At 32.0% G+C, this 11,772-nt stretch carries 12 protein-coding genes and 1 pseudogene; 7 read left to right on the forward strand and 6 right to left on the reverse strand.

From position 1 onward, the window contains the following. The first annotated feature begins 763 nt into the window (after nucleotides 1-763). Complete coding sequence (locus tag WBQ70_RS02260) at nucleotides 764-1,258, forward strand: hypothetical protein (protein ID WP_423909983.1); 495 nt, start codon at nucleotides 764-766, stop codon at nucleotides 1,256-1,258. Nucleotides 1,259-1,479: 221 nt separating this feature from the next. Here the strand turns inward: WBQ70_RS02260 and WBQ70_RS02265 are convergent. Next, nucleotides 1,480-2,130, reverse strand: a pseudogene (locus WBQ70_RS02265) (IS91 family transposase); the annotation flags it as partial. Nucleotides 2,131-2,637: 507 nt separating this feature from the next. On the opposite strand from WBQ70_RS02265, the gene WBQ70_RS02270 reads away from it, so the two are divergent. Next, on the forward strand, nucleotides 2,638-2,955 hold the full coding sequence (locus WBQ70_RS02270) for a hypothetical protein (protein WP_423909985.1): 318 nt from the start codon (nucleotides 2,638-2,640) through the stop codon (nucleotides 2,953-2,955). A 38-nt stretch (nucleotides 2,956-2,993) separates the two neighbouring features. Here WBQ70_RS02270 and WBQ70_RS02275 read toward each other — a convergent pair whose 3' ends face one another. Beyond that, on the reverse strand, nucleotides 2,994-3,551 hold the full coding sequence (locus WBQ70_RS02275; RefSeq protein WP_423909987.1) for a 3'-5' exonuclease: 558 nt from the start codon (nucleotides 3,549-3,551) through the stop codon (nucleotides 2,994-2,996). 108 nt (nucleotides 3,552-3,659) lie between these two features. After that, the gene (locus WBQ70_RS02280) at nucleotides 3,660-5,576 is read right to left on the reverse strand and encodes a DUF294 nucleotidyltransferase-like domain-containing protein (RefSeq protein WP_423909989.1); all 1,917 of its coding nucleotides are present in this window, start codon (nucleotides 5,574-5,576) and stop codon (nucleotides 3,660-3,662) included. 167 nt (nucleotides 5,577-5,743) lie between these two features. Between WBQ70_RS02280 and WBQ70_RS02285 the strand changes: the two genes are divergently transcribed. Beyond that, on the forward strand, nucleotides 5,744-6,283 hold the full coding sequence (locus tag WBQ70_RS02285; protein ID WP_423909991.1) for an RBBP9/YdeN family alpha/beta hydrolase: 540 nt from the start codon (nucleotides 5,744-5,746) through the stop codon (nucleotides 6,281-6,283). On the opposite strand, the gene WBQ70_RS02290 is transcribed toward WBQ70_RS02285, so the two are convergent. Further along, nucleotides 6,280-6,612, reverse strand: a complete 333-nt coding sequence (locus WBQ70_RS02290; protein ID WP_423909993.1) for a tRNA-binding protein — start codon at nucleotides 6,610-6,612, stop codon at nucleotides 6,280-6,282. The genes WBQ70_RS02285 and WBQ70_RS02290 overlap by 4 nt on opposite strands. Nucleotides 6,613-6,875: 263 nt before the next feature. On the opposite strand from WBQ70_RS02290, the gene WBQ70_RS02295 reads away from it, so the two are divergent. After that, the gene (locus WBQ70_RS02295; protein WP_423909996.1) at nucleotides 6,876-7,433 is read left to right on the forward strand and encodes a thioredoxin family protein; all 558 of its coding nucleotides are present in this window, start codon (nucleotides 6,876-6,878) and stop codon (nucleotides 7,431-7,433) included. A 168-nt stretch (nucleotides 7,434-7,601) separates the two neighbouring features. Here the strand turns inward: WBQ70_RS02295 and WBQ70_RS02300 are convergent, their stop codons facing one another. Further along, the gene (locus WBQ70_RS02300; protein ID WP_423909999.1) at nucleotides 7,602-8,261 is read right to left on the reverse strand and encodes an alpha/beta hydrolase; all 660 of its coding nucleotides are present in this window, start codon (nucleotides 8,259-8,261) and stop codon (nucleotides 7,602-7,604) included. Nucleotides 8,262-8,579: 318 nt separating this feature from the next. Between WBQ70_RS02300 and WBQ70_RS02305 the strand changes: the two genes are divergently transcribed. From WBQ70_RS02305 to WBQ70_RS02315, 3 genes are all read left to right on the forward strand, one after another. After that, on the forward strand, nucleotides 8,580-8,882 hold the full coding sequence (locus WBQ70_RS02305) for a GNAT family N-acetyltransferase (RefSeq protein ID WP_423910001.1): 303 nt from the start codon (nucleotides 8,580-8,582) through the stop codon (nucleotides 8,880-8,882). Nucleotides 8,883-9,201: 319 nt separating this feature from the next. Further along, on the forward strand, nucleotides 9,202-9,933 hold the full coding sequence (locus WBQ70_RS02310) for a DUF3784 domain-containing protein (RefSeq protein WP_423910004.1): 732 nt from the start codon (nucleotides 9,202-9,204) through the stop codon (nucleotides 9,931-9,933). Nucleotides 9,934-10,953: 1,020 nt separating this feature from the next. Further along, nucleotides 10,954-11,412, forward strand: coding sequence for an RNA methyltransferase (locus tag WBQ70_RS02315; protein ID WP_423910007.1), 459 nt, complete (start codon nucleotides 10,954-10,956; stop codon nucleotides 11,410-11,412). Nucleotides 11,413-11,571: 159 nt separating this feature from the next. On the opposite strand, the gene WBQ70_RS02320 is transcribed toward WBQ70_RS02315, so the two are convergent. Continuing rightward, nucleotides 11,572-11,772, reverse strand: a 201-nt coding sequence (locus tag WBQ70_RS02320; protein WP_423910010.1) for an amino acid--tRNA ligase-related protein, incomplete at its 5' end; no start/stop codon positions are given.

Raw genomic sequence — 11,772 nt, forward strand, 5'->3', positions numbered from 1 at the left:
CTCAATCATTTTGTTGTTTTAATCGTTAACCTGTCCTCGTTTTTCAGGGCTATTCGCCGTGGCGAATTCCGTTGAAAATTAAGAACCATTTTACGTTCTGTCCTTCCTTGTGGGTGAGTCCTCCACACTTTTCTGTGGCTCGTTTCCAAACAAGTACTATGACTTCTGCTGACTTCTTTGCGTAACCAACTCGTGGTTGCAAAGACCTCCCCTGGTACAGCCCTTTTTCCTTCCGTCTATTCCCGCTGCATCTACATAACAATAATCTGATTTAATAGCATGTTCAGAACACTGTTTTGGACTTCATATTGCTGTGGATACTCATCCTCATTGTTATGCCTCTTATGCAATTTCTGTTCGTCGGTACCGCTGTATTTCGGAATGTATTGCTCTCGCAATAATCTTCACTGCATACCTCACGGTAAACCAGCTTGCGACGTACTAATGATTCGGGTTTTCAATCCGCTCATAAGGGACTTACACCCTCTGGAAAAATAACACACTGTAAGATTTGTTTTCTAATTCGAAATTTGTATTTTCGAATTTTTCTTCGAACTTACAGTGTGGGTCCTGCTCATGCAGGGCACACACAACGTATATAAAAAATTGCGGTTTAGGTGCAAATCTGAACCGCTTTTGCCTTTAATTGAAGCATATTGCTTTCCGAAAAGTTAGTGCTTAAAATCCGCTACTTTTCATATACTAACCGTTGTGCGACATAATCCCGCAGAGTCAAGAATCTAACGCAATTTTATAACAAAAAATGAAAATTATTAATATTCATAAACGAGTCATACACCAACAAAAAATTAATGTTGTTGAAATACTTAAAACGTTATCAACTGAAAATGATAAAATATGGCCTAATGAAAATTGGCCTGAAATGAAATTTATAAATGGAATTCAAATTGGAGCTAAAGGAGGACACGGACCAATAAGATATTATGTTGAAAAGTATGACCCAACAGAAATTATCCAATTCCGCTTTTCTAAACCAAACGGATTTAATGGAATACATAAATTCGAGATTGTGGAATTAAACAAAGAAACTACTGAAATAAAACATACAATAGATATGTATACAGAAGGTAAAGGAACAATATTTTGGTTTCTTGCAATATCTTCGTTGCACAACGCATTAATTGAAGACGGATTTGACAAACTTGAAAACAACTTCTCCAATAATAAAAAATTTACAAAATGGAATATGTGGGTAAGATTTCTTAGAAAACGAATGAAAAAACGTAGCAAAGCGTAAAAATACGATCGCACAACAGCTAGAGTTTCGTTGCGTGCGAAGCACGAACAATGAAACTCGTGTTGAACGGAACCGCTCAACATCCATCCCTATGGGTTTTTCGTTAAATGAGTTTTAAGAATTTCAAGAGGCTATTGCGCCTCTTTTTTTTTGCAGTAAATTTTAATGAGGTTTTTTAGTGTTTTCCTTCACTCTTGGACATATATACCCTTACCCATAAATTAGCTTTTACAGGAATTTGGATTTTGGCTACTGCCAAGATACCTAGCAGGTGGACCTCGCTGGTCAAAAACCGCTATTCGGTGTAAATTTCCTGTTTTGCAGCAGGGACATTTGGGCAAAAAGGGCTTCTTCTCTCGCTTTTCCAGTACTTTTAATTTCTCTTGTAACATCTTCAACTTTTGACGCTTCCAAGTGCTACTCAAAAAACCATAATGACGGATTTTCACAAAGCGTTTGGGTAAAATATGTAATGAAAACCGTCTGATAAACTCCCCATGAGTGAGTGTCATTTGCTTATTGACTCCCGCCGTTTTGTAATCCTTGTAATCAAAAGTCACATTTTGATTATCAATACTTTTTATTCGATGATTGCTAATGGCGATTTTATGGGTGTATCTCCCTAAATATTCCACCACCAACTTAGAGCTACCAAAAGGTTTTTTGGCAAAAACTACCCAAGATTTTCGCCATAATTCTTGCCGTATTTGCTCATATTTTACAGGTTCTTTTGCTTTTAGCTTCTCGCAAAACTTTGCTCGAAACACTTTTGACAAAGCTTTGACCGAAAACAAGAATTTAACATCACTGCGAATGTTTTGCCATTGACCTTTTTTATCCACGCCGCCGCCAGCAACAATGCAATGCATATTATCGTTTTAGTGATGAAAACCATATCTAGAAAAACATCCGCAAAGCGAACGGGATTATTGGTAAAATAGTGTTTTCTAAACTCCAAAATACTATCTGATTGCGAAGGATTCCTGTGATATACCGGATCATTAAACACACGAATTTTCTTTTTAACACTTCAAATATTTACTTATATTTGAAACAAATAAATGGTTAGTTTTTTCACAGACAGGCGTTAGCAGATATATTCCAAAAATGAACGAAAACAACAAAATAATTGGAAATCCAAGTCTACTTCAAATAGGCTTTAGTTTCTTTGGAATGCTATTTTTTTCAGCAATTGCCTATCTTATTTATGACTCGACATGGATAATAAATAATCAAAATGATAATATAATAATTTGGATATTCTTTAGCATACTTTGTTTTTTATCATTAGCGTCATTATATATACTATTAAGTTCAAAAAAAATTGAATTAACAAATGAAACTTTATCAATATCTTATCCATATATTTTAAAAAAAAAATGATTGATTTTAATGATATTAGTAAAGTTGTAGAAAGCAATTATAAAGTAGAATCTTCTCATAATACTAGTACATTTGAAGTTTACAAAGGCCGAAAAATAACAATTGAATTCTTTGAATCAAAAAAACTAGAAATTACATCTTTAGAAATAACTAATTATAATTTACTTGCAATTAATTTAAAAAATATCACTAAATCATATTTTAAATTGAGAACCGAGAATAACAATCATAAAAACGCAAGTGGATATGGATGGCTAATTTTTATTGTTTTTTTGACTTTAGGATTAGTAATTTCCCTAATTACAAAACATTAATCAACCTTAGATTTATATTATTCACAAAGAATGGTTCACTACAACTGATAATTGGTTTTGATTAAATCATCCAAATTCAATACATTGTTTTTTTTGTATTTATATGTTAATTTCAAAAACAAATAAGCGGTAATCAATGCGTCTCCCAATGCTGTATGTCGGTCGTGTTTTTTTACATTGTATATTTCACACAATTCGTCCAAAGTATAGGTTTTTTTAAATCTGTCTTCGGTGGATAATTTTTTATGAATATAATTGGTATCCAATTGTCTTGAACGAACGGTTCCTCCACCTGCTCTGCGCAAAGCTTTGTTAATCATTGTCATGTCAAATTTTGTATGATGTGCTACAATCACTGCATCACTCAAGTAATCCAGAAACTGAATTATAGCCTCTTCTTCGCTTACTTTGACTTCTTTTCCGTCTTTCCTTATTCCGTGAATTTTTACGGTTTCTTTGTTAAACACCTCTTGCTTGATATAAATTTCAAAAGAATCTGAAACTAGAATTTTATTATTCCTAATCCCTACAGCACCAATACATAAAATGCGGTCGTTCTCAAAATCAAACCCTGTGGTTTCTGTATCCAATGACACAAACCGAATGTTTTCATAATTGGAATATTTGGTGCTGTTTTTAAATAAGTCTCGGTGCTTTTTAAAAAAATCAGCGTATTTTTTTTTTCTAAAAAAGGAAAACATAACTTAAGGGATTAAGGCAACATTAAATCGCGTGGTTAAGGATTCTTGTATGTTTTTGATAGGTTTGAAACAACTTTTTAATTTCAATCGGTCTGCTTTACTCAAATTATTAATATCAACAAATTTTCCTCCATCATTATTCGCCAATCCTTGCAAGGTACGAAACTGCAATAAAATCTTAAACGCATTAGCACATGATTCAAAAAAGTCACGGTTTTGAGGTTCTACTTCCATCAATTTTTCATAACGCGCAATGGTATTGTTGATCTTCAGATTATGATGTAATGAAAAAATTCGAGCCGCATCAACTAAAGGACGAATGGCACGACTTTTAATATCAAACTGGTCTTTGTGCTCTCCATCTTGTTCTACTAAAAACTGTTTAAAGAATCCTAAAGGTGCTGGATTATTCAGTGTTGCTTTACTCAAAAAACCTAAAAATATTTCTTTGTCAGCAATGTATCGGAATACACTATCGGACATTTGGTTGTATAATTCTGTATCTCCATCAATGTATTCGAAATCAAAGAAAATAATACTTAACAATATTTTATCTGAAGTAGGGTGATTGATCCAATCTTTAAATTGTTTTTTCCATTCCTTTAGTGAAATACACCATTTTGGGTTACTTGCCATGATATTAGCAGGACAATATTCAAAACCTACAGCATTTAATTTTTCGGTTACTTTGGTGGCCATATTCAAAAAATAGGCTTTTACTTTCTCATAATCTTCTTCTGGAACATTTTCAAAAACAAGCGCATTGTCTTGATCCGTAATTAATAACTGCTCTTTACGCCCTTGACTTCCCATAGCAAGCCAAGTATACCTTACAGGCGGCCGCTCACCCATTTCTTCAATACTCAATCGAATAATACGTTTTGTAATAGCTGTATTGATTTCTGAAATAACTTTAGTGATAAAATAAATAGGAATTTCTTGTTCTAAATAGCCACTGGTAAGATCTGATGTTTGAACTCGAATATGTCGTAAGGTCTCTACATCCTTGGCGTATTTAATCTCTCTTATTAAAAAGATAGGATTATTTCCTTGAATAATATTCAAATCATGATCCCCTAAAACACCTATCAATTCTGAACTCGTGGTTCCATCTTTGGTAATACAAATATGAGATACTTTGTGTTTTAAAATGGCTATTTGAGCTTCGGCAACCGTAATTTTTTCAGGAAAAGTAATCACTGGACTCGTCATGATTTCACTTACTTTATCTTCGATAGAAAACATTCCTGTACCTATTTTAATTCGGATGTCTTTGTCAGTAATAATTCCTATTGGAATTTTATTTTCGGCAACGATAATAGAGTTTACTTTAGACGAAGTCATAATTCGACAAGCTTCTTTGATAGAAATTTCATCGGTACACATCACTGGATTCTTCGTATATTTAGCAGATTGTATTTCGGCATAAGTATTTTCGACTTTTTGAACCGAAGATACATTGGCAAACAATTTCCCTTTGTGCTTGTCTGAGAAAGGATCACGAGTATTGGTTGCAAAACTAGCGATCAAAAACTGACTTACCTTAGGATAATTATTGATAATATCCCTAAACAAATCAATCGGAATACCGTACAAAATCACTTCCTCATTTGCAGCAGCTCCCATCAGATAATTTTCATTCATAATCAAAGGACGCAATCCAAACAAATCGCCTTCATCACAAATATCAAGATTTTGTTTTTCATTATTTACAAAACGATACAGTCGCACCGAACCTTGGTGAATGATATAAAAATGCTCGTGTGGTATATCATCTTGACTAAATATAATAGCATCTTTTTCAAAATACTGTATCTCTATATTTTTGGCCACATCCATCAGTGTCACTTTGGATATTAGATTAAAAGGCGGATAATCTTTTAGGAAATCATATATACGTTCAGCAATCGTATTCTTCATTGGGAAGTTTTTTAAAAATCAATCAGATGGTAAATTTAGGATATTCGTTTTAAATATAATCTAGACTTTGAATGAGATTTAAATAATACTTTGGATATTTTTAAAATTGTAATTTATTATTTTTGTCGTAGAATCAGTTTATTTATTGCTTACTAAAAAAACAACGCATGCAAACCCAATTACTTATTGTTCCTGGACTAGGTGGTTCAGGAGAATCACACTGGCAAAGTCTTTGGTGCCAAAAATATCCTAACTCTAAATCCGTTATTCAAGATGATTGGGACAATCCAATCATCGAAAATTGGTTGTCAAGATTAGAAGAAACGATTGAACAAATAACTAGTCCTACTATTTTAGTGGCGCATAGTCTAGGTGTTATAGCTAGTGTTCATTGGGCAAGTCAACATTCAAACTCACATATTATTGGCGCTTTATTAGTTGCACCCGCCGATGTAGATTCTAAAGCTCATGCTCCTGAAATTATTTGGAACTTTGCTCCTATTCCATTATTTAAATTAAACTTCCCGACAATATTGATCACCAGTACTAATGATCCGTACATTAGCATTGAAAAAGCGTCCTTTTTAGCTGAAATTTGGGGCAGTGAGCTAGTCACTATTGGAGAAAAAGGGCATATTAATACCGACTCAAATCTTGGTTTTTGGGAAGAAGGGCAGTTATATTTAAACAAACTTTTATCCTATTAACCAATACGCGATCCATTTACTACTGTCACATCTGTTGCTAATAAAACAACATCACCATCATCACCAACGGATCCTAAAACCAGACATTCGCTCATGAATTTCCCGATTTGCTTTTTTGGAAAATTGACAACGGCAACGATTTGTCTTCCTATCAATGCTTCTTGAGAATATCTCTTGGTTATTTGAGCCGATGTTTTTCGGATGCCAATGGCTTCTCCAAAATCAATATGAAGCTGAAAGGCAGGTTTTCTCGCTGCTGGAAAATCTATTACTTCTAAAATAGTTCCCACGCGCATTTCTACTTTTTCAAAATCTTGCCAACTTATCATTTGTTTTAATTTTTAAACACAAATTTAATAATTAAATACAAGCTTATTCAAGCTGCCTTCGACTTTAAGCTATCTAAATAAAACGCAAACGAATGAATACTTTCTCATCACAGATTTCACAAATTTTCACAGATTACTAGTAATACTTTATAAAAAAACTTAGTGTTTCTTCGTGCTTCCTTTGTGAACTTTGTGTTTAAATAAAAGCATTGTAGTTAAATTAAAATAACTTTTCATAACTTTAAAATCTAAACTAAATCACAATGGCACGAACAGAATCCAATATGCTTTCGTTAGGAACAATAGCTCCTGATTTTTATCTGAATGACAGAACCTCTGAGACTCAAAATATGCGTTTTAAGGATGTAAAAGGTGAGAAAGGAACCTTGGTGTTTTTCATTTGTAATCATTGTCCGTTTGTGCATCATGTGATTGAAGAAGTCGTTCGTATTGCCAATGATTATCGTGTGCAAGGTATTGGAATTGTGGCTATATCGAGTAACGATATTGTCAATTATCCGCAAGATGGTCCTGAATTAATGACGGAATATGCATTCGAAAATAGTTTTGAATTCCCTTATTTGTTTGATGCAACTCAAGAAGTCGCCACCGCCTATCAAGCAGCTTGCACACCCGATTTTTATTTATTCGACAATCAAAACCGATTAGTATATCGAGGACAATTAGACGACAGTCGTCCTGGGAATGGAATACCTATAAGTGGTAGTGATTTACGTGGTGCAATTGACAGCGTTTTATATAACCGAACAATTAACCCCAATCAAAAGCCAAGTATTGGTTGTAATATCAAATGGAAATAGGTTTATCACTTAAACAATTAGTTTAAAAAGGCAAGCACAATGATTCAATAAGATTTATTCCTTACTATTTTTTAAAATCCACCAAAACAGCGTAAAAAATAGGCACGATGATTTTAGCAGATTTACACAGATTTTTTTAAATATTTAATCCATAAAAACCAACCCACTTTACTCTCCCAAAATAATCTTAGGCAAATTCGCATTTAGCCATTTATACTTCGTCAAAATCAAAATATGTGTAGCGCCTTTGATGGTTATGCAGTCTTTGATATTCTTAATAGGAAAAACATCATCGGCATCACCGTGAATATGAATCACACGAGGATCTGCTTTTGTTCTATTCCATAAAATCACTTGTTCCACAGCCCATTCTAAATACCTTATATCACGAACAGAAAGAAACTTTTCATACAAATGCAAGCGTTGGTTTATTTTTTCACCAAAAGAGAAACGAGCTAGATTCTTCAAATTCAGAATCATACTCATTGGAATCAACTTATAAGCTTTAGTTGCTTTAGCCATTTTCATTCGTTTAGGAAATTCTAGATTGTTTTTTGCACTCGAGATAATAATGAGTTTTCGAACTTCAATTAAATTCGCCATTTCTTGAACCAAAATACCACCAAAAGAAACCCCTATCAGAACAGGATTAGGATGCTTTATTTTTTTAGTTATTCGTAAAGCATATTCCACCAAAGACTCTTTATCTAACGGAATTTCCCATTCTAAAAAGACCACTTCAAAAATATCCTCAGGAAGTACTATTTTTTCAAAAATCAAAGTGCTTGCTGCCAATCCTGGCATGAAATAAACGGGAATCTTACTCATAATTCAATAAATCTAGTAGCTGTACAACTGAGGTTTCTTTTGTATGATAAAAATACCGTTTTAAAGTGTATCTCAATAGGCTGAAAAGTATTTTTATGAATACTTTCTGAAATTACATTAAAAAACAAAAATAAAAACATCACCATTGCGTTAAATAAACTCAAAACGTTGTTATTTGATAATCAATTTAGTAACTTTACAAATCTGCAATTTAAGCATCAAAACTCAGACACCATATTTAAAAAAAAAGACTTAATATTAGCAGTGATGCTAGAAATATATCTTTGAAATAGTAATGCTAACTTTTTAAAATTTAAAATGGAACAATTTATCACCCTAGAGATTAAAGACAACGCGTTTGCAAGGCAATTTGAGACCACTACTGAAGAAGGATTAGTAACTGTAGAATATTCCTTTCAAGATCGAAAAATATTTTTAACAAAAATAAACGCCCCAGAAACCTTCACTAACGAAGCTTTAATTTCCCAATTATTAACCGCCATTATGGGTATTGCTGTTGAACGAAAACTAAAGGTTGTTCCTATTTTACCAAAAATTGTTACTTTTTTTAAGAAAAATCCAGAATTCAAAGAATTACTTCCACCAGGAATTCGTCTATAATTTAAAGTTTTATCATTAAGAGAACCCGATAGCAGATTCACCTGTGCCCAAAACAATAAGCAAACAACCAAAGGAGAATCTATATCGAACTGCTTGACGGAGGTTCATCCTGCTCACCGCCTTAAACAAGTTTGGAGTTATGGTGACTAAAAAATTAATAAAATCTATGTTAATATGCGTCGTCTCTTTAAAAAATATTCATAATCCGGATCTTTTTAAAAAAGGATAAATTAAAATATTTTAAAAATTTTGAATATTTGTATGACTTTTCTATGTAACTTAGTAAAAATCTTATTTATTAGCGATACAATATATATTCATGATGATTCCTATTTTTTTTATAAGTTCCATTTTTATAGCAGTAGCTTTTATTGTAACTGAAAATAATGCTAAATATTTACTATCTGGCTTCAATACCATGTCTGAAGATGAAAGACAACAAATTGACATCAAATCACATATCAGTTATTTTAAAAAGTTTCATATTTTTCTTGGGGTATCTTTATTAGGATTCGCATCAATTCTGTTTTATTTTGTTGATCCAAATCTAAGCGGTATTTTCATGACCATTTATCCTTTAGTCGCCTATATTTATTTTATATTGAAATCAAATCAGTTTAAAAAAGTACAGAGTAAAAAACAAACTTTAATATCCTATCTAGGTATTGGAGTACTGATTGTTCTTAGTTTAGGGATTTTTTACAATTTTAAAAATAGTCTAAAAGACCATACTATTCAATTAAGTAACAACATAATACAAATTAAAGGGGATTATGGAGTTAAGATAAACATCTATGATTTAAAATCTATTGAATTAGTGAGCCAATTACCTGAGATTTCATATAAAATCAATGGTTTTGCACTGGGAACAACTAAAAAAGGATATTTTAAAACTAAAAAAGGTGAAAAAGTAAAATTACTGATTAACTCTCAAAAAATGCCAATACTTTTATTAACGACAATTGATAATCATAAAATATATTTTTCATCTAACAACAAATCAAACATTGAAATCTACAACCAAATTAAACAAAAATTACCTGTTAATTAAATAAGCATTGACTAAAAGAAGAAGTAAAATCATTTAATACAAGAAAACAATTATCAAAGCAACGTCTGTCTTAAATCAGGATTTGGTTATTAAGATAGAGCAATCTAACATTGTTTTTGGTACGACTCCACAAACAAAATATAGCTTACCAAATCCAGCTAAATTATTCTTGGATTCTTTTTCTTGTGTACTAAAAAATATAGAACGATGTTCTGTTATGATGAAATTCAGCTATTCAAAAGTTAAAGTGCACCATGAACTACTCAAAAATACCCAAGGATAGAAAAAATCAAATACAATTTGATTTTTAATAGCAACGATACAAATGTAAAATAACTTTACATAAAAGAATAAAAATAGAGCACTTTCTAAAATACTATAAAATTGTCTTGCACTATATCCAGAACGGATAACTTGTGTGAAAATTCTTAAACCAATGATTTAGGTAAAAAATACATACCCAATAATAAGCAATGAAATATCTTAGTCGAACTATTTATGGAAATCACTTCACTTGTTCACTAATACTGTAGTTTCCTTGATCAGAATGATAAATTTGATATTACGGATTTATCCACGTTTGATAGCGCAAAAAAGTATTCTTTATCTACAAAGTTGAACAATAAAAAATAAAATCCTTTTGATTTTGCAGGACTTATCAGTGTGGTAAAGCCTCTCTAAGATGTTGTTCTTTTATAGAATAGTTGTTTTTAAAAATTTACGGAATGGTTTGATCTTTAGTACAAACATTATTTTGAAAATGGCGATCATAGCCCAGATAGAAGGGAAAATCCTTTTTTATCTTGTTTTTTCGCAAGATAAAAAAGATTGGAATGATAGCTGGAAATAGCTCCAAAAATAGATCTAATAATTAAAAAGTAACGCCATTAGAAAACCAACAAGCATGAAATTATATACATAGAATGGATCCATATTCTAATTTCATTCAATTGTAAAAATAAATTTTCTTAAAAAAATCAAAAACTTGAAAATACTACCAACAGTTTGTACTTTTGCGGCATGAATGATAATTTTATAAACGAATATTTCGGTATAGGTATCTTAAACGGTAAAACTCCCGAGAATCTAGGTGTTCTATGGCGATCTGCTCAAAATCTTGGTGCTAGCTTTATTTTTACTATTGGAAATCGATATGCCAAACAAGCTTGCGACACTCATAATGCTGTAAATGCAATTCCTTATTTTCACTATGAGACTTTTGAAGATTTTTTCAAAAATTTACCTAAAGGAGCTCGTTTAGTTGGTGTCGAGCTAGATGAAAGAGCCACCGACTTGGAAACCTTTGAACATCCACGACGTTGCGTTTACTTACTTGGTGCAGAAGACAACGGACTTTCAAAAGCAGCCATTGAAAAATGTCATTTTTTAGTAAAATTCAAATCACATTATAGCTTGAACGTATCGGTTGCAGGGAGTATTGTGCTTTATGATAGAGGGCTTAGTAAAGCGAGATCATAAGACGATTTTTAATTAAATAAAAAAATAAAATTACCATTAAGATATTAAGTAAAGTTAAACCTTAATTATCCTTAATTTCTTAAAGGTGAAATAACAAAAAGCGGATTCTTATCTTTCGATACGAATCCGCTTTTAATTTATTTATAGAAATCAAGAAATCTACTTTCTTATAATCTTCACATTCATTTCTTCAACTTTTCTATCTGATAAAAGTGATGGCGCTCCAAATAATAAATCTTCACTTGATCCTGTTTTCGGGAAAGCCATTACCTCTCTAATAGATGCTTTTTTCTCCAAAATCATCATCAAACGGTCAATTCCCCAAGCGATTCCTCCGTGTGGTGGTGCTCCATATTGGAA

Source organism: Flavobacterium sp. (genome assembly GCF_049590715.1).
GTDB lineage: Bacteria > Bacteroidota > Bacteroidia > Flavobacteriales > Flavobacteriaceae > Flavobacterium.

What these genes read in the sequence shown, in the direction of transcription:
- WBQ70_RS02270 (WP_423909985.1), top strand. Translation starts at nt 2,638, where the DNA reads ATGATTGATTTTAATGATATTAGTAAAGTTGTAGAAAGCAATTATAAA.
- WBQ70_RS02280 (WP_423909989.1), bottom strand. Translation starts at nt 5,576, where the DNA reads ATGAAGAATACGATTGCTGAACGTATATATGATTTCCTAAAAGATTAT.
- WBQ70_RS02305 (WP_423910001.1), top strand. Translation starts at nt 8,580, where the DNA reads ATGGAACAATTTATCACCCTAGAGATTAAAGACAACGCGTTTGCAAGG.
- WBQ70_RS02300 (WP_423909999.1), bottom strand. Translation starts at nt 8,261, where the DNA reads ATGAGTAAGATTCCCGTTTATTTCATGCCAGGATTGGCAGCAAGCACT.
- WBQ70_RS02290 (WP_423909993.1), bottom strand. Translation starts at nt 6,612, where the DNA reads ATGATAAGTTGGCAAGATTTTGAAAAAGTAGAAATGCGCGTGGGAACT.
- WBQ70_RS02285 (WP_423909991.1), top strand. Translation starts at nt 5,744, where the DNA reads ATGCAAACCCAATTACTTATTGTTCCTGGACTAGGTGGTTCAGGAGAA.
- WBQ70_RS02315 (WP_423910007.1), top strand. Translation starts at nt 10,954, where the DNA reads ATGAATGATAATTTTATAAACGAATATTTCGGTATAGGTATCTTAAAC.
- WBQ70_RS02295 (WP_423909996.1), top strand. Translation starts at nt 6,876, where the DNA reads ATGGCACGAACAGAATCCAATATGCTTTCGTTAGGAACAATAGCTCCT.
- WBQ70_RS02310 (WP_423910004.1), top strand. Translation starts at nt 9,202, where the DNA reads ATGATGATTCCTATTTTTTTTATAAGTTCCATTTTTATAGCAGTAGCT.
- WBQ70_RS02260 (WP_423909983.1), top strand. Translation starts at nt 764, where the DNA reads ATGAAAATTATTAATATTCATAAACGAGTCATACACCAACAAAAAATT.